Genomic DNA, 23,020 nt, shown 5'->3' with positions numbered 1-23,020 from the left:
TCAGTCGGGGCGCTGGTCAGTCGGGAACCTGCATGCCGCGTTGCACCGCCGGACGCGCGGCGACAAGGTCGTGCCAGCGCTTCAGGTTGGGGAAACGGTCCAGCAGGCTGCCGCCCGCGACCGCCGCCGCCGCGATGAAGGGGAAACAGGCGATGTCGGCGATGGAAAAGCTGTTGGCGAGATACTCGACCGCGCCCAGACGTTCGTCCAACGCGCCGTAACAGCGCATCAGCTCGCCCTTGTAGAGGTCGATGGCGTAGGGGATCTTTTCCGGGGCGCGGACGGAAAAGCGCAGCATGTCCACCGCCGTCGGCCCCAGATCGCTGATGCCCAGCATGAACCAGCTCATCGCTTCGGCCTTGTCGTCCAGATTGTCGGGAATGAGGCGTCCGGTGCGTTCGGCGAAATGCAGCATGATGGCGCCCGATCCGAACATCCGCCGGACCTTGCCGCCGGGAAGTTCCTCGACCAGCGCCGGGATTTTGGTGATCGGGCTGATCGCCAGAAAATCGGGCCGCTTGTTCTCCCCCGCCTGCAAATCGACCCGGTGGACCTTGTAGGTCACGCCGAGTTCTTCCAACAAAATGGACGCCTTGCGCCCGTTGGGCGTGGGGAAGGTGTAGAGCGTAATCATCGGAGCCGGTTCCTCCCGCCGCGAACAGGGTGACGCGGCTGCATGCGTCACTCTGGCCGATTTGTCGGCGCAACGCCAGAGGGCGCCGCTGGGGAATGGACGCGCGTCGGTAAGGATATATTTTCATAAAATGTCGAATAATCCTGTGCGAGAGCGCGCAGGACTCCCCCCGTCCCCTCCGTATGTCTGGATATCAGGGCGCCTTTCGGTCAACGCCGCCGGACGCCAGGCCATTTTCCGGGGGGCATCCGGCCATGATTTCCTCACTCGGCAGTTACGGGAGCGGCGGCACGACGTCGATGCTCCAGAAGTTCTTCTCCAAGGCGGACGCGAACAGCGATTCGTCCCTGTCGAAGGACGAGTTGGTCAGCGCGCTCAGCAAATCGGACAAAACCACGAGCGCCAGCGGCGGCAAGCTGACGTCGGCGGTCGATGATCTGGTCAGCAGCCTGGATTCGGATTCCAATGGCTCGCTCAGTTCGACCGAGTTCAGTTCCTTCGCCAGCCAGTTCGATTACAGCAGCGGCAGCACGCTGCTGGCGGCGCAAGAGGCCAGCGGCCAGCAGCGTTTCCAAAGCTTTTACTCCAGCCTGGACAGCGACAGCAGCGGCGGCGTCAGCCAGGACGAGTTGAGTTCGGCGCTCTCTTCGGCCCTGTCCTCGTCGGGATCGTCCTCCTCCTCCTCCAGCACGGCGGCCTCGGATCTGTTCAGCAGCCTGGACAGCGACAGCGATGGATCGGTGTCGGAGGATGAGTTGAGCAGCGCGATGAAGGCGGCGGAAAGCCAACGCCCGCCGCCGCCCCCGCCGCCCGCGAACGATCAGACCTCGGCGTCGGACACCTCGTCCGATCCGTTCCAGAGCTTTTACTCCAGCCTGGACAGCGACAGCAGCGGCGGAGTCAGCCAGGATGAGCTGAGTTCGGCGGTGTCGTCCTACCTGTCCTCCTCCGAACAATCCTCCTCGACCGACAGCAGCGCGCTGTCGTCCGATCTGTTCAGCAGCCTGGACAGCGACAGCGACGGATCGGTGTCGCAGGATGAGTTGAGCAGCGCCCTGAAGGCCGCCGAGAGCCAGCGTCCGCCGCCGCCGATGGGGCCGCCGCCCGCCAACGACGCCGGATCGTCGAGCGACACGGCGTCGAGCGACTCGTCCTCCACCTCCAGCACGTCGTCCACGTCGAGCGCGTCGTCCACCGCCTCGGCCAGCTCGTCCACCAGCTATGACCCGCTGGACACCAACCAGGATGGTTACGTGTCGGCGGAAGAGCGGTTGGCGGGCGCGACCGGATCGACCAGCCAGCAGAGCGGCGTGAAATCCAGCCGCCTGAGCAGCGACACCCTGCGCTTTCTGATGAACAGCATGAACGAAGTCGCGGCGTAACGCGGTTCGGTTGGTCGGTTTTGGAAGGGCGAACGGAAAAGGGCGGATGGTGCTTCACCATCCGCCCTTGCTGTTCCTTGCGGCGTCAACCGTCCGGCGCCTTGTCCTTACACAGCCCGGCTGTGCCGTCCGGCGCCGCTGGCCAGATGGGCGTCGAAGCGGGCGGCGACGATCCGCATCAGCGGGCGCGCGGCCTCCGGCACATGGACGCGGCGGCCCTCGATCACGGCAACGCCGTCGGCGACCAGATCGGCCATGTCGGCCAATTCGGCGTCGAACAGGCTTTCCTCCTGGCCATGGGCCTTGGCGACGGCCCCGGCGTCGACCGACAGGTCGCACATCAACCGCATAATCAGATCGCGGCGCAGACGGTCGTCGTCGGTCAGCGCGATGCCCTTGGCGGTCGGCAGGCGGCCTTCGTCAATCGCCGTGGCGTATTGATCGAACGGCACGGCGTTCTGGACATAGCCCTGCGGCAGCGCCCCGATGGAGGACGCGCCGAAGCCCAACAGAACCTCCGCGTCGTCGGTGGTGTAGCCCTGGAAATTGCGGCCCAGCCGCCCTTCCTCCTGCTGGATCGCCAGTTCGTTCCCGGGGCGGGCGAAATGGTCCAGCCCGATGGCGCGGTATCCGGCGGCGTCCAGCGTGTCGGCGATGGCGGCGAACTGCTCCCAGCGGCCCAGCGTGTCGGCGAGAACCGATTCGTCGATCTTCTTCTGGTGCGTCTTCATCCACGGGACATGGGCGTAACCGAAGACCGACAGGCGGTCCGGCGCCATCTCCAGCGCGATTTCGGCGGAACGGGCGACGCTTTCCACCGATTGGTGCGGCAGGCCGTACATCAGATCCAGATTGACGTTAGCGATGCCCGCGTCGCGCAGCCAGCCCAACGCCTGTTCAGTGGTTTCGCGCGGCTGCACGCGGTTGATCGCCTCCTGCACCGTCGGGTCGAAATCCTGCACGCCCAGCGAGGCGCGGTTGACCCCGGCGCGGCCCAGCGCCGCCGCCATCGCCGCCGTCAACGTGCGCGGGTCGATTTCGATGGCGAGTTCGGCGTCGTCGGCGACGTCGAAGCGGCTCCGCATCAGGTCGAACAGCGGCCCGACATCCTCCGGCGCCATCATGGTCGGGGTGCCGCCGCCGAAATGGATGTGGCGCACCGCCAGCCGACCGGGGATGCGGTCGGCCACCATGGCGATCTCGCGGCGCAAATGGCCGAGATACTCGGCGATCGGGGCGTAACGCGCGACGATCTTGGTGTGGCAGCCGCAGTACCAGCACATCTGGTGGCAGAAAGGGATGTGCAGATAGAGCGAGCCGGAGCGGCTGAGGTCCATCGCCTCCAGCCAGCCGCCATAGACGTCGGCGTTCACGGCGGGCGTGAAGTGCGGCGCCGTCGGGTAGCTGGTGTAACGCGGCACCCGCAGCCCGTCATATTTGGCGAGCAGGGCGGCGTCCACCGACGCGGCGGAGGAACGGGCCGGGGAGCGGGCGGCGGCGGGGGAGGGGGCGAGTGCGTTCATGGGCGACAGAGTGCCGCAGGCGGGACGGTTCTTTCCTTGATCCACGTCAAGCTTTGGCGGGGAGGATTTTTATGGATCCGGCGGGCGTCCGCCCAGCCGTTCCTCCAGATGCGCGTGCAGCAGATTGACGTTCATCCGGTTGGCCTTGAACGCGACGTCAAAGATCGTGCCGATCACCGGGACCGACCCGAACAGCCAGTCGATCCCGACATTCAGCAGCATCCGCAGGATCAGCGATTTCGGCGCGTCGAAGCGGGTCGCTTCATAGACGATCCACAGCGAGACGAAGGCCGTCAGCGTGTCGCCGACCACCGGGGCCAGACTGGCCAACCCATCCAGGCCGATCCGCACGCGAACGCCGGGAATCCGCCAACGCGTGTCCATCAGGCGGGCCAGCCAACGCAACCGCTCCAGCCGCCGAAAATCGACGGCCATCGGCGGGCGGGGCCGGTCGGCGGGAAAACCGGCGGCGGCGCGGCGGCGGGCGCGGGTGATGTTCATCGGCGACACCGAACGGGGGCGGAGCAACCTGAACAAGATGGCGCGCGCGGGCCGACGCGCCAATGTCGCGCAAGCGCATAGGCGCATAGGCGCATAGGCGCAATGGCGGGGGCGGGGGCGTGGGGCGCGGTCAACGGCGCGCGGCGCCGACCCCCAGCAGCAGCAGATAGCCGACCAGGGCCGAGGCGATGGAGCCGGTCAACACGCCCAACCGCACCGCCACCGTGTGGGCTGGGTCGGGGAAGGCCAGCGTGCCGATGAACAGGCTCATGGTGAAGCCGATGCCGGTCAGCACGGCCACGCCATAGACCTGCGCCCAGGACGCCCCGGCGGGCAAACGGGCGAGACCAGACCGCACCGCCAACCAGACGGCGAGATAAACGCCGACCTGCTTGCCGATGAACAGGCCCAGCGCGATGCCCAGCGGCACCGGGGCCAGCAGGCTCGCCGGGGTGATCCCCGCCAGCGGCACCCCGGCGTTGGCCAGGGCGAAAACCGGCATGATGGCGAAGGCGACCCAGGGGTGCAGCGCGTGCTCCAACCGCAGCAGCGGGGCCTCGCCCAGCGCGCGCGGCGCGCTGCGGACGGGATCGCGCAAGGGAATGGCGAAGGCCAGAGCCACCCCGGCCAGCGTGGCGTGAACGCCCGATTTCAGCACGCAGATCCACAGGATGAATCCCAGCAGCATGTAAGGCGTCAGCGACCGCACCCCGGCCCGGTTCAGCAGATACAGGCCCAGCCCGGCCAGCCCCGCCAGACCCAGCGCGACCGGGACAAAGCCATGGCTGTAGAACACGGCGATAATCACGATGGCGCCCAGATCGTCCATGATCGCCAGCGCCAGCAGGAAGACGCGCAGGCTGGCGGGAACCCGCGCCCCCAGCAGCGCCAGAACGCCGACGGCGAAGGCGATGTCGGTCGCCGCCGGAATGGCCCAGCCCTGCAACGCCCCCGGCTCGTTCTGGGCGAAGGCGCAATAGACCAGGGCCGGGGCCGCCATGCCGCCCAGGGCGGCGATGCCGGGCAGCATCGCCTTGGCCCGGCTCGACAGCTCGCCCTGCAAGACCTCGCGCTTGATCTCCAGCCCGACCAGCAGGAAGAAGATCGCCATCAAGCCGTCGTTGATCCACAGGATCAGCGGCTTGTCCAAGCCCACCCCGCCCGCCGTCACGGTGACGGGCATGGCGAGCGCCGCCTCGTACAGGGGCGCGGCGGACGAGTTCGCCAGGATCAGGGCGAGAGCCGCCGCGATCATCAGAACCACGCCGCTGGCGCTCTCGGTTTTCAGGAAGGCGCCAATGCGCGACAGGCTCATTTTTCGTGCCTCTGGTTGGGAAGGGGCTGATTGGGTGTAAGGTGGATCGCCGTCGGTTGAAAGCGGAACCGGCGCTTTGACGGTGGAACAGGGGGCAGCGTCGAATTGACGCGCGGATCGCTCATGTTGGTTGCTTTTGAAATGATTTCAACGATCAAGCCGACCAGAGCCGTTCATTGTGCGGCTGCGTCTATGCGGTTTGTCGGGTCGCGTCGGCTTTAAAAGAAAATCAGAATATACCGCAACAGCCGAAGAAGACCGCCGCCATGGCCCTTGGCGTTTCGCCGATTGGCTGTGGTGGAGCATCCGGGATGGTTGGGGCGACCGCCGCCTCATGCCTGGGAGGACCATCATGAATGATCTCTATTGCGCCTGTTGTGGGCGTCCGTTTTCTCGCCTGTCTTTGCGCGGGCCGACGCCAAGCTATTGCTCGCGCGATTGCCGTGTGCAGATGGCGGCGCGGCGTCGCGCCTGGTTGGCGGTCGCCCCGCCGTCCGCCCAAACGGTCAACCCGCCGGGCGCGGCCAACGCCAGCCAGCCGTCGGCTGTGTGGGAGTGGGAGCGCGCGAACGCGGGGCGGCGGGTCGCCTGAAACGCGGCGGCGCTGCGGGGCAGGATGAAACGGTCGATCTGAAATGATTCCGTCACTGAGACCATGCTCTTTGGTCCGGCGCCGGAAAATCCGGCATACCCCTCTTCAATGGGCGCCTCGGCATCCCCATGTGCTGACGCATCCCGAGACCTGATGGTTGCTGCGATCATGACTGAGAACACCCGACCTACCACCGTTTCCTCGACGTCTGTCGCGCCGACCAGCGGCGTTTCAGCGTCGGGCGCCCGGCGTTTGACCGCCGTGGCGGTTGCCTTGATGATGGCGCTGTCGGCGGGAAGCGCGGACGCCCGCGCCGCGAAAAGCACGTCGTCCGGCAGCCGTGGAGAGCGCACGACCAGCGCCCCGGCGGCCACCGCGACCGCGCCGACGACGGCCAAGCCGATGGAGCGGACGACCGCCCCGGCCACGCAACCGGGCGCGCCCACTTCGGCGGCGGCTCCGGCCCAATCCGGCGGTTTCTTCCGGGGCGGCGGCTTCATGTCCGGTCTGATGGGCGGCCTGATCGGCGCGGGCATCGGCGCGATGCTGTTTGGCGGCGGCTTCTTCAGCGGCCTGGGCAGCTTCGCCGGGATTCTCGGCTTCATCCTTCAGATCGTTCTGGTCGTCTTCCTGGTCCGTCTGGCCATGCGGTTTTTCCGCAACCGCTCGGCGCAGGCGTCCGGCCCGATCCCGGCCTACGCCGGCGGCCCGCTCAATCGCGACGCGACGGAAGCCGGTTTCAACCCGCAGCAAGGCGGCGGCCCGCTTGGCGGCGGGCTTGGGGCTGGTCCGGCTGGCCGCGCCGCGTCGCGCCAACCCGATGAGATCGGCGTCCAGCCTGCGGATTATGAGGCGTTCGAGCGGCTGCTGGTCGGCGTTCAGACCGCCTATGGCCGCGAGGACGTCGATGGGTTGAGCCGTCTGGCGACGCCGGAAATGCTGTCTTATTTCAGCGGCGATCTGGCCGACAACAAGGCCAAGGGCGTCGTCAACAAGGTGTCGGACGTCACGCTGTTGCAGGGCGATCTGTCGGAAGCCTGGCGCGAGGGCAATGTTGAGTACGCCACGGTGGCGATGCGCTTCTCGCTGATCGACGTCACGTTGGACCGCGCGTCGGGCCGCGTGGTGGAGGGCGACGCCAGCCGCCCGACCGAGGCGACGGAGCTGTGGACCTTCATCCGTCCGCTGGGCGGCGCCTGGCATCTGTCGGCGATCCAGCAGACCCGCTGACGCGCGCAGGGATAGGGTTGAAAAAAGAACGCCCCGGCTGTCAGGCCGGGGTGTTTTTTTGTGGTCGGTTTGTTGTCAGGTCGGTTTGTCGGAGACGGAACAAACCGACCGCCGTCCGACGCGCGACGGCGACCGTTCCGACCAAGCGCGGACGTCTGCGGCTCAGTAGCGGCTGGCCCAATCCGGTTCGCGGCGAGCCGCCATGGACTCGTCTTCCGGGTCGGTCAACCATCGGGGATCCTCCGCGTGGAGCGGCAATTGCCGGGCGAACTCCGCAGTGTCCGCGTCGCGGCGCTGCTTCAACAAGCGGTCGGCCAAATGTGCGGGCAGCATGGCAGGTCTCCTTTTGAGCGCCGGGGAAAGTCCGGGATCGACCCTGTGGTCGAGCTTGGTTTTCCCCGTCCTGTTTGCCTGGAACCCTAACTCGCAAGTTCCAGGCCAGCCGTGATGAGCGTCACACGAGTCCATGACACACGAGCAATCCTCTACAAACGGTTTATGCGGACTGGGGGACGTCGCCCCGGCCCGATAAAGGCGATGCTGCGCTTTTGCCGCGCCGGTGATGAGATGTGGTTCCCTTCCGCGCCATTCCAACCCATAGTCGCCTCAGCCCAGACCTGCGGCTGCTCTTGTTCTCAAGGATCCTGTTCGTCCCATGCCCAGCGCCATCGCCCCTGAAACCTGCCCCACTTGCCTAAAACTTCAGCATTTGTGCGTTTGCGAGGCGGTGGAGCCGATCCGGACTCGCACTTTCCTTCTCGTTTTGCAACACCCGCAGGAAAAACGCGAAAATTTGGGAACGGCGCAGATCGCCCATCTCCAATTTCCCAACTCGGCGCTGAAGGTCGGCTTGAGCTGGCCGAATCTGAAACGCATTCTAGGGCGCGAAGTCGATTACAAGCGCTGGGGCGTTTTGTACCTCGGCCCGGTCAAGCCCGACGCGCCGAAGGCGACGCGCGAGGTGGCGGTGGTCGACAAATCCGGCGCGCCGCAAAAAGACAGCGATTCGGTGCTGGGCGGCCTGGAGGGCGTCATCGTGCTGGACGGCACCTGGAGCCAGGCCAAGACCCTGTGGTGGCGCAACGCGTGGCTGTTGAAATGCCGCCGGATCGTGCTGAACCCGAATTTCACCTCGCTGTACGGACAGGCCCGCAAGGAGCCGCGCCGCGACAGCGTGTCCACGCTGGAGGCGAGCGCCTTCCTGCTGTCGCGGCTGGAGGCCGACCCGACGATCATGGACCGGGCGTTGAAGCCCTTCGCCTTGCTGCTGAAGAAGGTGCGCGCGCCGCGCCCGCGTCCAGGTCAGATGGCGCCCGAGGCCGCGCCGGAGGTTGACGAGGGCGGTGAGACGGCGTGAGACCGGGATGAATTGTCTGTGAACGAACGGTTCCCCGGTTGACGGTGGGCGGGCGGGGAGCGCCAAATGTCTTCCCGCCGCCCCGCCCGTTCCGGTTGCGGCGCGCTGTTTCGGATGAGTCTGCAAGAGAGAGCATCATGGCCAGCGATTTTGTTCCCTTCGGTTTGACCGTGTGCGGCCTTGACGAGTTGGACGGCTTCGGCGCCGCCGGGGTCAGCCATGTGCTGTCCATCCTCGACCCCGACCATCCGGAGCCGACGGCCTTCGGCGCCTATGGCGAGCACCAACGGCTGGAACTGCGCTTCCACGACGTCATCGACCTGACGCGTGGCCAGATCGCCCCGGAGAAGGCCGACGTCGAGCGCATCCTGGCCTTTGGCCGCGATCTGTTGGCTGAGCCGGTGGACTGTCGCCATCTGCTGGTCCATTGCCACGCGGGCATTTCCCGCTCCACGGCGGCGCTGACGATGATTCTGGCCCAGGCCCGGCCCGAGCGTCCGGCGGCGGAGGCGATGGCCGTCGTCGCGGCGATCCGCAGCAAGGCGTGGCCGAATCTGCGGATGATTGAGTTCGCCGACGAGCTTCTGGGCCGCGACGGCGATCTGATCGCCGCCGCTCGCGCCCGTCACCAGACCGTGGGACGACAGCGCCCGGAGCTGGTGCAGTTCATGATCGACAACGGTCGGATCCGCGAGGTCGAGGATCTGATCGACTGAGCGCGCGGCGGTTTTCCGTCAGCGCTCCATCGCCGCCAGCCGCAGGCCAAGCCCGATCAACAGCGCCCCCAGCGTCCGGTCCAGCCACAGGGCCAGCCGCTGGCTGTGGCGCAGGCGGGTGGTGACGCGGTCGCCCAACAAAACCAGCGGCGGCTCGATCACGGCGGCGACGGCGATGATGAGCACGCCGTGCAGCAGCAATTGCGCCCACACCGGCCCGGCCCCGGCGACGACGAATTGCGGCAGGAACGCCAAGAAGAAGATGGCGACCTTCGGATTCAACAGGTCGATCAACGCGCCTTGCCGGTAAACCGCCCATAGATCGACGCTGTTCGCCTCTTTCGCTTCCGCCGACTCGGCGAGGAACGCCCCGCCTTTTGACCGCAACGCCTGAAGGCCGATCCAAAACAGATAAGCCACCCCCGCCCATTTGACGACGGCGAAGGCCAGAGCCGACGCCGCGACGACGGCCGACAGGCCCAGCGCGGCGAGCAGGACATGGCCGAAGGCCCCGGTCCAAATCCCCAGCATCGCGGCGGTTCCCGCCCGCGCCCCGCCTTTGACCGTGTGACCCAGAATGAACGCCATGTCCGGTCCCGGCGACAGGTTCAGCATCGCCGCCGCTGCGAGAAAGGCGGACCAATGGGCGATGTCGTAGGCGAACATGGGCGCAGGCTCGGGCTTTCCAGGAGAGCGATCAGCGGATTGGCGCGGTGACGACGTCGGCGGCGGTGCTGACCGCTGAGCCGGTGACGCTGACGGCGGTTCCGGCGACGCTGGCCGCCCCGCTGACGACGCCGCAACCGGCCAGCAGACAGGTTGTGACGACGGCCATGGACAGGGCGACAAGCAAACGGGTCATCAGGGCGGCTCCGAACCAGGGCGTGAGGGAACGCGGGTTTGATTGGACCACGCCAATCGCCACCGATTCGTTAAAGGGGTGGCTGATGCGCCGGGGATGGGAAAGGTTGCGGTGGGGCGGCGATGGCCGCCGCCTCCTCCGCCAACCACGCGCAGAATCGTTCGGTCTTCCGGTTGCGCCGCCGCCATTGGGCGACATAAACGTAACCGCTGGCGTGAAAGCCGCAGGGGGCGAGCAGACGCCCGTTCCGCACGTCGTCGGCGACCAGATGCCAGGGCGCGACGCAGACCCCCAACCCGGCCAGCGCGGCTTCCAGGGTGTAATAATAATGCTCGAACTCGGTGGATATTCGGGCGGGGTCGATTCGGGCGGGGTCGGGCGGCGGGAGGTTGGCGGCGGCGGACCACATGGCCCAGGCGTTGCGCCGGGTCTTGGTGTGCAGAATGGGCAGGGACGGCAGGTCCGCCGCCCCGTCGGGCGACGGGGTGGGGAGCAAGGACGGAGCCGCCACCGGCCCCAACATCTCGGCGAACAGCGTCAGCGTCATGGGCGGCGTGGCGGCGGACGGCGACTCGTCCACCGTGATGACGACGTCGAAGCGTTCGCGGTCGATGTCCACGGCTTGGTCGGCGGCCCGCAGCCGCACGTCGATGGCGGGGTTGGCCGCGTTGAAGCGGTGCAGCCGAGGAATCAACCAGCGCATCAGGAAGGTGCTGAGACAGGACACGTCGAGGGTCGCGCTGTCGGCGTCCACGCAGGCGCGGACGGCGGCGTCCATCCGGTCGAAACCGTCGGTCAAACCGGGCAGAAGCGCCCGACCGGCGTCGGTCAACGCGGGCCTCGCCTTTGAACCGGCGAACAGGGTGACGCCCAAAACCTCTTCCAGATGGCGGATTTGGCGGCTGACCGCGCCGTGGGTGACGGCCAACTCGTCCGCCGCCGCGCTCATCCGCCCCAGGCGGGCGGCGGCCTCGAACGCGCGCAGGGCGTTCAGGGAAGGAAGACGGCGTTTCATTCTGTGAGTTTACCGCACATAGGACGGTCGGGGAAATCGCTTATGCCGATCCGCGATTCTTCCTAAACAGCGAGGGTCAGCGCGGCGGGCGCCGCGCGGTTTTCCCCAAGTCCGTCAAGAGGTCGTCATGCCGTTCGTCCGCACCGCCGTTCACAAAGACACCCCCCAGAGCCGCAAGCAAGCCATCGTCGATGGAATTCACCGGGCCTTGGTGGAGGCCATCGGCATGCCCGCCGACGAGCTGTTCAATCTGGTGTCCAGCTATGACTCCGATGATTTTTTCTATGATCGGCGGTTCAATGGGATCGCCCGTTCCGACCGGCTGGTGGTGGCGGAAATCACCATGCGGCGGGGGCGCGGCGACGCGATGAAGCGGGATTTGTACGCGCGGATCGCCGCCAATCTTGAGGCGGCGGCGGGGGTGTCGCCGCGCGATCTGTTCATTTTCGTCCACGAAAATGATTATTCGGATTGGTCGGTCGGCAATGGCGTCTTCGCCATGGCTCTGGCGCAGCAGCGCGGGCAGGATTCGTAAGAAGCAAACCGCCCTGTCCGCCGGGCGCGGACAAAGGCGTCCGGCGGACAGGGCGGTCGATCAAAACTCCTTCCAATCGTCGTCGTCGCTGACGCTGTGCTTCAGCACCGCGCTTTGGTTGGGCGCGGCGGCGGGACCACTGGCCACGGGGCGCAGGGCGGGGCGAGCGGCGGGCTTGGCGGCGACCGGCTTGGTCGCCGGGGCGGCCTTGGCGGCGCTGCGGACCGGAGCCGGACGGGTGGGGGCCACCGCGCGGTGCAGAGGCGCCGGAGCGTGGTGGTTGGCGGTCCGCGTCGGCGCGGCGGTCGCGCGGGCGGCGCCCGCCAGCTTGAAGAAGCCGATCAACCCCTTCAACTCGCTGGCCTGTCCGCTCATCGCCTGGGCGGCGGCGGTGGTTTCTTCGACCAAGGCGGCGTTCTTTTGGGTCATCTCGTCCATGCTGGCCACGGTCGCGTTGATTTCGTCCAGCGCCGTCGCCTGTTCCGCCGAAGCCGAGGCCATTTCGGAAATCAGCGTCGCCACCTGATGGACGCCCGACACGATGCCGCCCAACGCGTCGCCCGCTTTCTTCACCAGATCGACGCCGTCCTTGACCTGGGCGTCGCTGTCCATAATCAGGCCCTTGATCTCTTTCGAGGCTTGGGCGGAGCGCTGAGCCAGTTGCCGGACCTCTTGCGCCACCACCGCGAAGCCGCGTCCGGCGTCGCCCGCGCGGGCGGCCTCGACAGCGGCGTTCAGGGCCAGCAGGTTGGTTTGGAAGGCGATTTCGTCGATGACGCCGATGATGTCGGTGATTTTGCGGCTGGAACTCTCAATCCGGCGCATCGCCTCGATGGCCGATTCGGCGACGCCGCCGCCCGATTCGGCGGCGGTGCGGGCGTCGGCGGCCATGACGTTGGCGCGTTGAGCGTTCTCGGCGTTCGAGCGCACGGTGGCCCCCAGCTCTTCCATGCTGGCGGCGGTTTCCTCCAGGCTGCTGGCCTGCTGTTCCGTCCGTTCGGCCAGATCCGACGAGCCGAGCGACACCTCGGCGGACGCCGACGCGATGGTCTCGGCGGCGGCGGTGATGTCGCCGACGATCTCCGCCAGCTTGGCCGAGGTGGCGTTGACGTCGGTCTTCACCTGCTGGAAGGCGCCGTGATAGTCGCTGGTGACGCGGCGGTTCAGGTCGCCCTGGGCCAGCGCGCTCAACACCTCGCCCAGATCGGCGATGACGCTTTGCACGGTGTTGGTCAGACGGTTGATGCCCTCGGACATGGTCCGATAGAAGCCGTCCTTGCCCGCCAGATCGATCCGACGCTCCAGATCGCCTTTCGACACCGCGTCGATCAGGGTGGCGATTTCCTCGCCGATGGCCTGTTCGCGGGCGCGCTGGGCCTCAGCGGCGCGGCGTTCGGCCTCCAGCCGTTCGCGCTCCGCCTCGTCCATCCGCTTTTTCTCGACCGCGTTGTCTTTGAAGACCTGGACGGCTTTGGCCATCTGGCCGATTTCGTCCTGATTGTCCTGGGCTGGAACCGTGACGGTCAGGTTCCCCGCCGCCAGATCGGTCATCGCGCCGGTCATCTGGACCACGGGGCGGACGATGGAGCGCGCGGTCAGGAAGGCGACCAGCAGGCCAAAGGCGAAGGCGCCGCCGGCAATCCCGGTGACGAGCGCGATGGTGCGCTCCATGCTGGTTTGCATGTCGTCCTGAACCTGTTGGCGCGCTTCGGTCTGCGACGCCAGGGTTTTCGCGGCCAGGGTGGCGAACTCCTCGCCTTCGGCGGGCATCACGCCGAAGGCCAGCGCCTGGGCGTCGTTGACGGACGTGACAAGGCGCGTGAAGGCGTCGAGGTACCGACCGCTCTGCTGGGCCGCTTCCTCCGCCAGCTTCCGGCGGGCCGGGTTGGTCTGGCGTTCGGCCAGCGTGGCGACGGTCGTGCGGAGGATGTCGTTCCGGCCTTTCGCCTCGTCGATGAATTTTTGGCTCGGATCATTCAGGAAACGCTGGGCGCTGATCCGCGCCAGCATCAGCTTTTCCATCACCAACCCCGCCGTCGCCGCCGATTCCGGGTCGCTGTCGGTCATGGCGCTGGCGATCATCTGGCTGATCGCCTCCCGCGCCTTGGTGCCAGCCGGGTTCAGTTCCTTGTCGACCAGGGCGTCGCGCCGTTCACGAATCTCGACCAGCTTGGCGAAATTGGCGCTGTAGCCGTCGAGAAGCTGGAGCATCCGCTCGATGTTGGCGCGGCGTCCGGAGTCCGTCGCGGCGTCGCGGTTGCCGCGCAGCTTGACGGCCAGCGTCTTCAACTGGGCGCGGATCGGCTCGATCAACGAATCCTGACCCGTGAGGGAGTAGTTCACCACGTTGCGGCGCATGTCGGAGACGTCGCCGTCCAATTCGCTCAACCGCAGAGAATTGGTGGAGATGCTTGAATAACGGCCAAACCCGGCTTCGACGTCGGTCAAGGCGCGGACGCTGAACACCGCGACCAGCCCCAGAAGAGCGAGGATCAGCAGGAAGCCGCTGTAAATGCGGGTTCCCACCTTGAAGCGTCCAGCGAAATTGGCGTTTTGCATGGTCGGTGATGCCTTGATCTGCGGTTCGGGGCGCGCTGCGATGCGAGGACGACAGTAGGGTAAGAAGGTTTCCAGTTCGTTGCCAAGGGTTGTTCCATGACGATCCGGCAAAACCACTGGGTGGCGGGGGGAATGGCGCCGAGGTGAAACGGACGCGCGGCCTTTGACGATGGGCGTGGGGCGTCTAGGTTAGGGGATGCGCGTCGCCGCGTTCCCGAATCTCCGACCACATGATTGCCGATCCATGCGCCGCAGCCTGCCATCCACACCCGACCAAAGCCCCTTTCAATCCAACAAGCTGGGGGATCTGGGGGTGATCCGCTCCCTGGTTCCTTACATCTGGCCGCGCGACTCGCTGGAAACCCGGCTGCGCGTGGTCGCCGCCATGCTGCTGTTGATCGGGGCCAAGGTCGCCAATATTTTCATCCCGATTTTCTACAAGCAGGCCATCGACGCGCTGACTCCCAGCGTGTCGGCAGGCGGCGCGGCGGCGGGCGGCGGGGCGAACGCGGTTCTGACCATCCCGTTGGGCCTGATTCTCGCTTATGGTCTGGCCCGCGTCGTTTCGCTGGTCTTCGCCGAGTTGCGCGACGCGGTGTTCGCCACCGTGGCGCAGCGGACGATCCGCCGCGTCGCCCTGTCGGTGTTCCGCCATTTGCACGGGCTGTCCCTGCGCTTTCATCTGGAGCGCCAGACCGGCGGGTTGACCCGTTCGCTGGAGCGCGGGACGCGGGCGATTGAGGCGCTGTTGCGCTACACGCTGTTCTCCATCGCGCCGACCCTGGTCGAGATCGCGCTGGTCTGCGGCGTGCTGTGGAGCCTGTTCAGCGGTTGGTTCGCGCTGGCCACCTTCGTGACGGTGGCGGGCTACATCCTTTACACCTTCTTCGTGTCGGAATGGCGGATCAAGTTCCGCCGCCTGATGAACGACACCGACAGCTCCGCCAACACCAAGGCCATCGACAGCCTGCTGAATTTCGAGACGGTCAAATATTTCGGGAATGAGGAGCATGAGGCGCGGCGTTACGACAGCGCCCTGCAATCCTATGAAAAGGCGGCGGTGCGCAGCCAGCAAAGCCTGTCCCTGCTGAATGTCGGCCAATCGGCGATCATCTCCGTCGGGTTGGCCGTGGTCATGGGCATGGCGGCCAATGGGATCGTTCAGGGGACCATGTCGCTGGGCGATTTCGTGCTGGTGAACACCTATCTGTTGCAGCTTTACCAGCCGCTGAACTTCTTCGGCGTCGTCTATCGCGAGATCAAGCAATCGCTGACCGACATCGAATCCCTGGTGACTCTGTTGGGGGTGGACCGCGAGGTGGCCGACGCGCCGGGCGCGCCCGCTCTGGCGGTCGATGGGGCGGAGCTGCGGTTCGAGGGGGTGGAGTTCGGCTATGACCCGCGCCGCCCGATCCTGAAGGGCGTCAGCTTCACGGTTCCAGCGGGCAAGACGGTCGCCATCGTCGGCGCGTCCGGGGCTGGGAAATCGACGATAAGCCGTCTGCTGTTCCGCTTTTACGACGTCAACGCCGGGCGGGTGTTGATCGACGGACAGAACATCCGCGACGTGACGCAGACCTCCTTGCGCGGGGCCATCGGCATCGTTCCGCAGGATACCGTTCTGTTCAACGACACCGTCTTTTACAACATCGCCTATGGCCGCGCCGGCGCCAGCCCGGCGGAGGTGGAGCAGGCGGCCCGGCTCGCCCACATCCACGAGTTCGTCATGGGGTTGCCCGACGGCTATCAGACGATGGTGGGGGAGCGCGGGCTGAAGCTGTCGGGCGGCGAGAAGCAGCGCGTCGCCATCGCCCGCACCATCCTGAAAAACCCGGCGATCCTGCTGTTCGACGAGGCCACCAGCGCGCTGGACACCCACACCGAACGTGAGATCCAAGCCAACCTGCGCGAAGTCAGCCGGGGCCGCACCACGCTGGTCATCGCGCATCGCCTGTCCACCGTGATCGACGCCGACGAAATCCTGGTTCTGGACGGCGGCCAAGTCATCGAGCGCGGTCGCCACGCCGAATTGTTGGCCGCTGGCGGCGCCTACGCCGCGCTGTGGACCCGCCAGCAGGACGCCAGCCAAGGCGTGGTTCCGGTGGCGGAGGCCGTGCCGGAAGTCGTGGCGATGTGAGAGGGGATTTTTTTGACACCGATGAACACAGATAAACACAGATGAACGTGAATGAGCGCTTGGGCTTGCCGTTTCAGCGCGATGCGGAACAAGGCTGTTCTATTAATAAAAAATATCGCGAACACATCCGCGCAGATCACGGCGGACATCACCAGAATCGGCTCCGTTTATCTTTCTTCATCTGTGTCTATCGGTGTTCATCGGTGTCAAAAAAACACCCTTCGCAACTCCCCGCCTCACCCAAGCGGCGCCATTGGTCGCGCCCGCCTGCAAACCCAAGGGCTTTATCGCGGGCGCGGGCGCGGGTAGGGTGGCGGTATGATGACGATCACCGCTGTGGCTGCCGACCCGACCATGTCCGACTTCCGTGACTCCGACCCGATCCAACTCGCCGACGCCGTTCGCGCCGGGGACCGCCGGGCCTTGGCCCGCGCCATCACGTTGATCGAATCGACCCGCGCCGATCACCGCGCCACCGCCGAGGCGCTGTTGGCGGCGTTGCTGCCCTTCACCGGCGATTCGGTGCGGCTGGGCATTTCCGGCGTGCCGGGGGTGGGAAAATCGACCTTCATCGAGGCGTTCGGGCTGCACGTCATTGGTTTGGGCCACAAGGTGGCGGTTTTGGCGGTCGATCCGTCCTCGCAACGCACCGGCGGCTCGATTTTGGGCGACAAGACCCGCATGGTCGATCTGTCGCGCGAGGCGAACGCCTTCATCCGCCCGTCGCCCGCCGGGGCGACGCTGGGCGGGGTGGCGCGGCGCACGCGCGAGGCGATGCTGATTTGCGAGGCGGCGGGCTTTGACGTCATCGTCGTCGAGACGGTGGGCGTCGGCCAATCGGAAACCGCCGTCGCCGACATGGTCGATCTGTTCATGCTGCTGCTGCTGCCCGCTGGCGGCGACGAGTTGCAGGGCATCAAGAAGGGCATCGTCGAACTGGCCGATCTGGTCGTCGTCAACAAGGCCGACGGCGATCTGGCCGCCACCGCGCGCCACACGGTGGCCGACTACCGCCACGCTTTGACCCTGCTGCGCCACGGCGATTGGCGGGTGCCGGTGCTGAGTTGCTCGGCGGTTCACAAGAATGGGGTGGACGCCATTTGGGACACGATTGGCGAGCACAAGGCGATCACCCAGGCCAACGGCCAGCGCGCGACCCGGCGGGCCGACCAAGCGCGCGCCTGGCTGTGGAGCGAGATTCGCGAAACGCTGATCGACCGATTCCGCGCCCACCCGGCGGTGCGCGGCGATCTGGCGCGGCTTGAGGCCGACGTCACGGCGGGGACGATGATCCCGACCACGGCGGCGCGCGCGCTGCTGGGGCGTTTCCTGGGCGAATCGGCGGCCCCTTGACGGCCTCCTGACGATGGAGCGGCTTTAGGTCAAACCGCTTATGTTGCACCGCAACATTTCCGTTGCGCCGCAACGCCCGTGGGGTTAGTTTGGCAAAGGCGGGAAAGGGGCGTCTGCCAAAGACGCTTGGGCGAACGGTTGCCCGCAGTCTCCTGGGGTTTGCCGGAGCGGCCTTTCCGTTTCCGCCACACTGATTCGTCCACGGGAGACAACGCGCCATGACCGCCAATTTCTTCGGCCTGTTCAGCCAAGCCGGTTCGCTCGCCAAAACCAACGCCGAAACCACCGCCGCCAAATCGGCCCGCGTCGCCGGGCTGGTGCAGGACGGCTACCGCCGCTGGTTCGACGGCGTCACCGCCTCGGTCAACGACGCTGGCCGCTTCGCTGGCGAGTTCGGCAAGGTCCGCTCGCCCGCCGATCTGGCGGCGCTGCACCGCGAATGGCTGAACACGACCCAGGCCCGCGTGACCGAAGGCGTCCAGGGCTTCCTGGACGTGTCGGCCAAGATCGCCGCCGAGGTCGCCGCCCTCCCGGTCGCCAACGCGACGGTGGCCGCCAAGGCGCCCGGCCCGGTCCTGGTGAAGCCGGTGGCCGTGGTCGCGAAGGTTGAAGCCCCGGCGAAGGCCAAGGCTCCGGTCGTCGAGACTCCGGTTGTGGAAGCGCCGGTGGTCACGGCTCCAGTCGTTGAGCCTGTCGTTGTTCAAGCGCCCGCGCCGGTCGTCGAGGCCGTCGCTCCGGAGGCTCCGGTCCCGGCGGCGGTTGTCGAAGCGCCGGTTGAAGCGCCCGTCGAAGCCCCGGTGGAAGCCGCTCCGGTGGAGGAGGCCGCTCCGGTCTCCGCCGCTCCGGAGGCCCCGGCTCCCGTCGCCGCCAAGCCGCCGGTCAAGGCTGGCCCGCAGCGTCGCGTCGGCGGTCGTCCGGCGGGTCGTCCCGGCGCCCAACGTTGAACGAAGTCCATCGCGTCGCCGTCTCTTGGCGTTGTTGAGAGACGGCTTGCGGTTCGACTCTGGGGCGTCTTGAGGATTCTCCGGCTTGTTCTCGCGGATCCGTTCTTGACGACCCCTGTTTTGTTCGACTATATAGCGGCCTCCTTCGGGCGGCGTACCGCCCGTCACCGGGTTTCATTTGTTCAAGTAAAGGATTAGTCCGATGGCACGTCGGTGCTCCGTGACTGGCAAAGGCACGCAGTTTGGCAACAACGTCAGCCACGCCAACAACAAGAATCGTCGCCGCTTCCAGCCGAACCTCCAGGACACCTCGCTGCTGAGCGACGCTCTGGGTTCGCTGGTGCGTCTGCGCCTCTCGGTCCACGCGATCCGCTCGATCGAGCACAAGGGCGGCCTCGACGCCTTCCTGCTCGACGCGAAGGACGCGGTGCTGAGCGACGACGCCCGTCGCGCCAAGCGCCGCATCGCCAAGGCCACGGAAAAGGCTCAGGCCGCCGCCTGATCCCCTGATTTTTGGCGGCGCGCTCAGGCGGGTGGTGTTCGCATTACCCGCCGACACAGGTTTTAGGGCGCCTACAGGACGAATCCGACTCCCGGTCGAGAGCGGCGCGCGATTTCCGATAAGGAGATCGCGCGTTTCGTCGTTTCTGAACCGTGGTGTTTGGGATCATTCGTCCAGCAGATCCGCCGGATCCTCGGCGTCGACCACGCGGCGGGCGATATCATAACCGAATCCGGCGCGGCCCAGCGCCGCCATGTCCTTGTCGCGGTGCGCCGCACGGGCTTCGGGCAGCCGGTAGACGCCGAGTCGCCGCCGTTTGGCCAAGGCCAGCGCCGCCGTCAGATCCAAATCCGGCCCAACATCCTCCCGCAGAGTCTCCAGCGCCTTGTCGGCGCCGTCGCGGTCGATTCCCTTGGCCGCCAGCTTTTGCGCGATGGCGCGGGTGGACGCGCCGCGCCGGTGCAGGCTTTCCGTCCGCATCCGGGCGTAGGTGTCGTCGTTCAGCAGATTGGCGCGGACGTAACGTTCGATCAACGCGTCCACCCAAGCCGCGCCCTCTTCGGGATCGTCGCCGTAGGCCTGGGCGGAGCGTTGAACCTTGCGCATCAGCACGTTGCGCAGATTGGCGGTGGAGCTGGCGAATCGCTCCAAATAATGCAGGGCCGAATTTTCCAGATATTGCGGCGTCACCCGCTTGACCGGCTTGGCGGCGGGGCCGGATGGGCGGCGAGACGGATTGTCGCGGGTCATGGCTGTCCTTGCGGTGGTGGCGGTTGCCCGGCGGGCCGGTGGGCCGTAAAGTCCGCCGTCCTTTTGTGAATCGTGAAGCGATGACTCATCCCCTTCCTCCCATGCCGCGCGTCGTCGGTCCCGTCAACTGGATCGGTTTGTGGACCTTGTACGCCCGCGAGGTGCGGCGCTTCGTCAAGGTGCACCAGCAAACCGTCTGGGCGCCGGTGGTGACGACGCTGCTCTATTACGCGGTCTTCGCCCTGTCGCTGGGCGCGGCGGTGCGCACGGTCGGCGAGACGCCTTATCTGGAGTTCCTGGCGCCCGGCCTGATGATGATGGCGATGGTGCAGAACGCCTTCGCCAACACCTCCTCGTCGGTGGTGATCGCCAAGGTGCAGGGCAACATCGTGGACATCCTGATGCCGCCCTTGTCGCCGATGGAGCTGGTCAGCGGCTTTGTCTTTGGCGGCGTCACGCGCGGCCTGCTGGTCGGGCTGGTGACGGGGGTGGCGATCTGGTGTTTCGTGCCGCTGCACATGCCGCATCCGGGATTCGTCCTGTTTCACGCGCTGATGGCGTCGATGCTGCTGTCGTTGCTGGGGCTGATCGGCGGCGTCTGGTCGGAAAAGTTCGACAACATCGCCGCCGTCACCAACTTCGTCGTCACGCCCTTGTCCTTTTTGTCCGGCACCTTCTATTCGGTGGATTCGCTGCCCGGCGTCTTTTGGTGGGTGGCCCACGCCGATCCGTTCTTTTACATGATCGACGGCTTCCGGTACGGCTTCGTCGGGCGGGCCGACGGGGCGCTGTGGCTGGGCGTGATCGTCATGGCCGGGGTCAACGCCGGTCTGTGGTGGTTGGCCTTGAGAATGTTTAAAACAGGTTACAAGTTGAAGGCGTGACGCCGGGGAATTCCAGCCCTGTCGTCGCTGCTATCCGTTGACAGAACCTATCGTTCCCCGGATATTTGCCAGGTTCCCGGCGGGTACGTTGCTCGCCGGGTTTTTCTGTTTTGGGAGGCCAGAGCCGTGATTCCCGTCGTTATGCCCACATACGCGCGCGCCGATGTTGTGTTCGAGCGCGGCGAAGGTCCGTATCTTTACGCGACCGATGGGCGACGATTCCTGGATTTCGCCGCCGGCGTGGCGGTGAACGCTCTGGGCCACGCGCATCCTTACCTGATTAAGGCGCTGACCGAGCAGGCCCACAAGGTGTGGCACACGTCGAACCTGTTCCGGGTCGCCGGGCAGGAAAGCCTTGCCAAGCGTCTGACCGAACTGACCTTCGCCGACACCGTGTTCTTCACGAATTCGGGCGCGGAGGCGTGGGAATGCGGGGCCAAGGTGGTGCGCAAGTATCATTACGAGAACGGCAACCCGCAAAAGACCCGCATCATCACCTTCGAGCAGGCCTTCCATGGCCGCACGCTGGCCTCGATCTCCGCCGCCAAGCAGGACAAGCTGGTGAAGGGATTCGGGCCGCTGCTCGACGGCTTCGATCAGGTGGCGTTCGGCAATCTGAACGAACTGCGCAACGCCATCACCCCGGAAACCGGCGGCATCTGCGTCGAGCCGATCCAGGGCGAGGGCGGCATCCGCGCCGGTTCGGTTGAGTTCCTGCGCGGCCTGCGCGAGGTCTGCGACGAGTTCGGCCTGCTGCTGTTCTTCGACGAAATCCAAACCGGCGTGGGCCGCACCGGCAAGCTGTTCGCCCATGAATGGGCGGGGATCACGCCGGACGTCATGGCGGTGGCCAAGGGCATCGGCGGCGGCTTTCCGCTGGGCGCGTGCCTGGCCACCGAACGCGCGGCGTCGGGCATGACCGCCGGAACGCACGGTTCGACCTATGGCGGGAATCCGCTGGCGACCGCCGTCGGCAACGCCGTGCTGGATCTGGTGACGGCCCCCGGTTTCCTGGACGGCGTGCAGCGCATCGCCGGGATTCTGCAAGGTCGCCTGACGGATCTGATCGCCAAGCATCCGGGATTCTTCCTGGAGCTGCGCGGGCAGGGGCTGTTGCTGGGCCTGAAGGTCGCGCCGCCGGTGGGCGACGTGGTGGCCAAGCTGCGCGCCAACGGCATGCTGTCGGTTCCGGCGGGCGACAACGTCGTGCGTCTGTTGCCGCCGCTCATCATTGGGGAACAGCAGGTGGATGAGGCGATCGCCATCCTCGACCAGACCGCGCGGGAGTGGACGGCATGAGCAAGGTTCGTCACTTCCTTGACGTCAAGGATCTCGATTCGGCCACGTTGCGCCACATCCTGGACCGCGCCGTCGCCATCAAGGCGGACAAGGCGGCCTACCGCAGCCTGTTCCAGGACAAAACCCTGGCGCTGATCTTCGAGAAGCCCTCCACCCGCACCCGCGTGTCGTTCGAGGTCGGGATGCGCCAGTTCGGCGGCAGCGTCGTCGTGTTGAAGCCCGACGACATGCAGCTTGGCCGGGGCGAGACCATCGGCGACACCGCGCGGGTTCTCTCGCGCTACGTTGACGCCGTCATGGTGCGGACGACCGGGGAAGAGCGGGTGCATGAGTTGGCGGCGCACGCCAGCATCCCGATCATCAACGGCCTGACCGACCAGACCCACCCCTGCCAGATCATGGCCGATCTGATGACCTTCGAGGAGCATCGCGGCCCCATCGCCGGGCGTTCGGTGGCGTGGCTGGGCGACTGCAACAATGTGGCGGTCAGTTGGGCGCACGCCGCCGTGCGCTTCGATTTTGAACTGCGTCTGGCCTGCCCGGCGCAGTATGGCCCGTCGCAGGCCTTGCTCGATTGGGCGAAGGCGGAGGGCAAGGGCCGTCTGGTCGTCACCGATTCGCCGGAAGACGCCGTGCGCGGGACCGAATGCGTCGTCACCGACGCCTGGGCCTCAATGCACAACACCGACGTCGAGGAGCGCGCGGCGATCCTGGAACCCTATCAGGTCAACGAAGCCTTGATGGGGCTGGCGCACCAGGACGCGCTGTTCATGCATTGCCTGCCCGCCCATCGCGGCGAGGAGGTGACGGACGGCGTGATCGACGGTCGCCATTCGGTGGTGTGGGACGAGGCGGAAAACCGCCTGCACGCGCAAAAGGCGATTCTCGCCTGGTGCATCGGCGAGTCCGTTTGACATTCTGTTTCCTCCC

At 66.4% G+C, this 23,020-nt stretch carries 23 protein-coding genes; 12 read left to right on the top strand and 11 right to left on the bottom strand.

Annotated features, from left to right (window positions below):
• Positions 1-16: 16 nt before the first annotated feature.
• On the bottom strand, positions 17-634 hold the full coding sequence (locus ACODS4_RS08460) for a glutathione S-transferase family protein (protein WP_488862606.1): 618 nt from the start codon (positions 632-634) through the stop codon (positions 17-19).
• Positions 635-888: 254 nt separating this feature from the next.
• Here ACODS4_RS08460 and ACODS4_RS08455 point away from each other — a divergent pair, with 254 nt between their 5' ends.
• Positions 889-2,016 (top strand): EF-hand domain-containing protein, encoded by a 1,128-nt coding sequence (locus ACODS4_RS08455; protein WP_488862604.1) that lies wholly within the window; start codon positions 889-891, stop codon positions 2,014-2,016.
• 107 nt (positions 2,017-2,123) lie between these two features.
• On the opposite strand, the gene hemN is transcribed toward ACODS4_RS08455, so the two are convergent.
• The 4 genes from hemN to ACODS4_RS08435 form a co-directional block, all read right to left on the bottom strand.
• A complete protein-coding gene (hemN, locus tag ACODS4_RS08450) occupies positions 2,124-3,539 on the bottom strand; it encodes an oxygen-independent coproporphyrinogen III oxidase (RefSeq protein WP_488862602.1) in 1,416 nt (471 codons plus the stop codon).
• Between the two features lie 69 nt (positions 3,540-3,608).
• Positions 3,609-4,040 carry a DUF4112 domain-containing protein gene (locus ACODS4_RS08445; protein WP_488862600.1) on the bottom strand — a complete coding sequence of 144 codons (432 nt, stop codon included), beginning with the start codon at positions 4,038-4,040 and terminating at the stop codon, positions 3,609-3,611.
• 130 nt (positions 4,041-4,170) lie between these two features.
• The gene (nhaA, locus tag ACODS4_RS08440) at positions 4,171-5,355 is read right to left on the bottom strand and encodes a Na+/H+ antiporter NhaA (RefSeq protein WP_488862599.1); all 1,185 of its coding nucleotides are present in this window, start codon (positions 5,353-5,355) and stop codon (positions 4,171-4,173) included.
• Between the two features lie 423 nt (positions 5,356-5,778).
• Positions 5,779-6,003, bottom strand: a complete 225-nt coding sequence (locus ACODS4_RS08435; protein ID WP_488862597.1) for a hypothetical protein — start codon at positions 6,001-6,003, stop codon at positions 5,779-5,781.
• A gap of 112 nt (positions 6,004-6,115) precedes the next feature.
• Between ACODS4_RS08435 and ACODS4_RS08430 the strand changes: the two genes are divergently transcribed.
• Positions 6,116-7,177, top strand: coding sequence for a Tim44 domain-containing protein (locus ACODS4_RS08430; RefSeq protein WP_488862595.1), 1,062 nt, complete (start codon positions 6,116-6,118; stop codon positions 7,175-7,177).
• 162 nt (positions 7,178-7,339) lie between these two features.
• Here the strand turns inward: ACODS4_RS08430 and ACODS4_RS08425 are convergent, their stop codons facing one another.
• The gene (locus tag ACODS4_RS08425; RefSeq protein ID WP_298380032.1) at positions 7,340-7,510 is read right to left on the bottom strand and encodes a hypothetical protein; all 171 of its coding nucleotides are present in this window, start codon (positions 7,508-7,510) and stop codon (positions 7,340-7,342) included.
• Between the two features lie 322 nt (positions 7,511-7,832).
• On the opposite strand from ACODS4_RS08425, the gene ACODS4_RS08420 reads away from it, so the two are divergent.
• Positions 7,833-8,534 carry a tRNA-uridine aminocarboxypropyltransferase gene (locus ACODS4_RS08420; RefSeq protein ID WP_488862593.1) on the top strand — a complete coding sequence of 234 codons (702 nt, stop codon included), beginning with the start codon at positions 7,833-7,835 and terminating at the stop codon, positions 8,532-8,534.
• Positions 8,535-8,671: 137 nt separating this feature from the next.
• Positions 8,672-9,250, top strand: a complete 579-nt coding sequence (locus ACODS4_RS08415) for a tyrosine phosphatase family protein (protein ID WP_488862591.1) — start codon at positions 8,672-8,674, stop codon at positions 9,248-9,250.
• 18 nt (positions 9,251-9,268) lie between these two features.
• Here ACODS4_RS08415 and ACODS4_RS08410 read toward each other — a convergent pair whose 3' ends face one another.
• From ACODS4_RS08410 to ACODS4_RS08400, 3 genes are all read right to left on the bottom strand, one after another.
• Positions 9,269-9,916 carry a LysE family translocator gene (locus ACODS4_RS08410; RefSeq protein ID WP_488862589.1) on the bottom strand — a complete coding sequence of 216 codons (648 nt, stop codon included), beginning with the start codon at positions 9,914-9,916 and terminating at the stop codon, positions 9,269-9,271.
• 31 nt (positions 9,917-9,947) lie between these two features.
• The gene (locus ACODS4_RS08405) at positions 9,948-10,112 is read right to left on the bottom strand and encodes a hypothetical protein (protein ID WP_488862587.1); all 165 of its coding nucleotides are present in this window, start codon (positions 10,110-10,112) and stop codon (positions 9,948-9,950) included.
• Positions 10,113-10,182: 70 nt separating this feature from the next.
• Positions 10,183-11,127 carry a LysR substrate-binding domain-containing protein gene (locus ACODS4_RS08400; RefSeq protein ID WP_488862585.1) on the bottom strand — a complete coding sequence of 315 codons (945 nt, stop codon included), beginning with the start codon at positions 11,125-11,127 and terminating at the stop codon, positions 10,183-10,185.
• A 127-nt stretch (positions 11,128-11,254) separates the two neighbouring features.
• On the opposite strand from ACODS4_RS08400, the gene ACODS4_RS08395 reads away from it, so the two are divergent.
• Positions 11,255-11,662 carry a tautomerase family protein gene (locus ACODS4_RS08395; RefSeq protein WP_488862583.1) on the top strand — a complete coding sequence of 136 codons (408 nt, stop codon included), beginning with the start codon at positions 11,255-11,257 and terminating at the stop codon, positions 11,660-11,662.
• Positions 11,663-11,722: 60 nt separating this feature from the next.
• On the opposite strand, the gene ACODS4_RS08390 is transcribed toward ACODS4_RS08395, so the two are convergent.
• Positions 11,723-14,221: a methyl-accepting chemotaxis protein gene (locus ACODS4_RS08390; protein ID WP_488862581.1), complete on the bottom strand. Its 2,499-nt coding sequence runs from the start codon at positions 14,219-14,221 to the stop codon at positions 11,723-11,725.
• A gap of 244 nt (positions 14,222-14,465) precedes the next feature.
• On the opposite strand from ACODS4_RS08390, the gene ACODS4_RS08385 reads away from it, so the two are divergent.
• From ACODS4_RS08385 to rpmB, 4 genes are all read left to right on the top strand, one after another.
• Positions 14,466-16,358 carry an ABCB family ABC transporter ATP-binding protein/permease gene (locus tag ACODS4_RS08385; RefSeq protein ID WP_488862579.1) on the top strand — a complete coding sequence of 631 codons (1,893 nt, stop codon included), beginning with the start codon at positions 14,466-14,468 and terminating at the stop codon, positions 16,356-16,358.
• 354 nt (positions 16,359-16,712) lie between these two features.
• Positions 16,713-17,711 (top strand): methylmalonyl Co-A mutase-associated GTPase MeaB, encoded by a 999-nt coding sequence (meaB, locus tag ACODS4_RS08380; protein WP_488862662.1) that lies wholly within the window; start codon positions 16,713-16,715, stop codon positions 17,709-17,711.
• Positions 17,712-17,929: 218 nt separating this feature from the next.
• Entirely contained in the window at positions 17,930-18,655 is a 726-nt protein-coding gene (locus ACODS4_RS08375; RefSeq protein WP_488862577.1) for a phasin family protein, read from the top strand.
• Between the two features lie 202 nt (positions 18,656-18,857).
• Positions 18,858-19,157, top strand: a complete 300-nt coding sequence (gene rpmB, locus ACODS4_RS08370) for a 50S ribosomal protein L28 (RefSeq protein WP_488862575.1) — start codon at positions 18,858-18,860, stop codon at positions 19,155-19,157.
• A gap of 165 nt (positions 19,158-19,322) precedes the next feature.
• On the opposite strand, the gene ACODS4_RS08365 is transcribed toward rpmB, so the two are convergent.
• Entirely contained in the window at positions 19,323-19,907 is a 585-nt protein-coding gene (locus ACODS4_RS08365; protein ID WP_488862573.1) for a regulatory protein RecX, read from the bottom strand.
• A gap of 80 nt (positions 19,908-19,987) precedes the next feature.
• Here ACODS4_RS08365 and ACODS4_RS08360 point away from each other — a divergent pair, with 80 nt between their 5' ends.
• From ACODS4_RS08360 to argF, 3 genes are all read left to right on the top strand, one after another.
• Positions 19,988-20,791 carry an ABC transporter permease gene (locus ACODS4_RS08360; RefSeq protein WP_488862571.1) on the top strand — a complete coding sequence of 268 codons (804 nt, stop codon included), beginning with the start codon at positions 19,988-19,990 and terminating at the stop codon, positions 20,789-20,791.
• Between the two features lie 141 nt (positions 20,792-20,932).
• Complete coding sequence (locus tag ACODS4_RS08355) at positions 20,933-22,090, top strand: aspartate aminotransferase family protein (RefSeq protein ID WP_488862660.1); 1,158 nt, start codon at positions 20,933-20,935, stop codon at positions 22,088-22,090.
• Complete coding sequence (argF, locus tag ACODS4_RS08350; protein WP_488862569.1) at positions 22,087-23,004, top strand: ornithine carbamoyltransferase; 918 nt, start codon at positions 22,087-22,089, stop codon at positions 23,002-23,004. Before ACODS4_RS08355 ends, argF begins: the two co-directional genes overlap by 4 nt.
• Positions 23,005-23,020 lie beyond the last annotated feature (16 nt).

Source organism: Azospirillum sp. FG154 (genome assembly GCF_057809575.1).
Note: the sequence above shows the minus strand (reverse complement) of the source record. Positions and strands in the feature narration are given on the sequence as shown.

Bases quoted from the DNA above. Each gene is read 5' to 3' on its own strand.
- ACODS4_RS08460 (WP_488862606.1), bottom strand. From the start codon at position 634: ATGATTACGCTCTACACCTTCCCCACGCCCAACGGGCGCAAGGCGTCC.
- rpmB (WP_488862575.1), top strand. From the start codon at position 18,858: ATGGCACGTCGGTGCTCCGTGACTGGCAAAGGCACGCAGTTTGGCAAC.
- ACODS4_RS08390 (WP_488862581.1), bottom strand. From the start codon at position 14,221: ATGCAAAACGCCAATTTCGCTGGACGCTTCAAGGTGGGAACCCGCATT.
- ACODS4_RS08415 (WP_488862591.1), top strand. From the start codon at position 8,672: ATGGCCAGCGATTTTGTTCCCTTCGGTTTGACCGTGTGCGGCCTTGAC.
- ACODS4_RS08365 (WP_488862573.1), bottom strand. From the start codon at position 19,907: ATGACCCGCGACAATCCGTCTCGCCGCCCATCCGGCCCCGCCGCCAAG.
- ACODS4_RS08410 (WP_488862589.1), bottom strand. From the start codon at position 9,916: ATGTTCGCCTACGACATCGCCCATTGGTCCGCCTTTCTCGCAGCGGCG.
- ACODS4_RS08355 (WP_488862660.1), top strand. From the start codon at position 20,933: ATGCCCACATACGCGCGCGCCGATGTTGTGTTCGAGCGCGGCGAAGGT.
- ACODS4_RS08455 (WP_488862604.1), top strand. From the start codon at position 889: ATGATTTCCTCACTCGGCAGTTACGGGAGCGGCGGCACGACGTCGATG.
- ACODS4_RS08425 (WP_298380032.1), bottom strand. From the start codon at position 7,510: ATGCTGCCCGCACATTTGGCCGACCGCTTGTTGAAGCAGCGCCGCGAC.
- meaB (WP_488862662.1), top strand. From the start codon at position 16,713: ATGTCCGACTTCCGTGACTCCGACCCGATCCAACTCGCCGACGCCGTT.
- ACODS4_RS08395 (WP_488862583.1), top strand. From the start codon at position 11,255: ATGCCGTTCGTCCGCACCGCCGTTCACAAAGACACCCCCCAGAGCCGC.
- ACODS4_RS08430 (WP_488862595.1), top strand. From the start codon at position 6,116: ATGACTGAGAACACCCGACCTACCACCGTTTCCTCGACGTCTGTCGCG.
- ACODS4_RS08400 (WP_488862585.1), bottom strand. From the start codon at position 11,127: ATGAAACGCCGTCTTCCTTCCCTGAACGCCCTGCGCGCGTTCGAGGCC.
- ACODS4_RS08360 (WP_488862571.1), top strand. From the start codon at position 19,988: ATGACTCATCCCCTTCCTCCCATGCCGCGCGTCGTCGGTCCCGTCAAC.
- ACODS4_RS08375 (WP_488862577.1), top strand. From the start codon at position 17,930: ATGACCGCCAATTTCTTCGGCCTGTTCAGCCAAGCCGGTTCGCTCGCC.
- ACODS4_RS08405 (WP_488862587.1), bottom strand. From the start codon at position 10,112: ATGACCCGTTTGCTTGTCGCCCTGTCCATGGCCGTCGTCACAACCTGT.
- argF (WP_488862569.1), top strand. From the start codon at position 22,087: ATGAGCAAGGTTCGTCACTTCCTTGACGTCAAGGATCTCGATTCGGCC.
- ACODS4_RS08385 (WP_488862579.1), top strand. From the start codon at position 14,466: ATGCGCCGCAGCCTGCCATCCACACCCGACCAAAGCCCCTTTCAATCC.
- nhaA (WP_488862599.1), bottom strand. From the start codon at position 5,355: ATGAGCCTGTCGCGCATTGGCGCCTTCCTGAAAACCGAGAGCGCCAGC.
- ACODS4_RS08445 (WP_488862600.1), bottom strand. From the start codon at position 4,040: ATGAACATCACCCGCGCCCGCCGCCGCGCCGCCGCCGGTTTTCCCGCC.
- hemN (WP_488862602.1), bottom strand. From the start codon at position 3,539: ATGAACGCACTCGCCCCCTCCCCCGCCGCCGCCCGCTCCCCGGCCCGT.
- ACODS4_RS08420 (WP_488862593.1), top strand. From the start codon at position 7,833: ATGCCCAGCGCCATCGCCCCTGAAACCTGCCCCACTTGCCTAAAACTT.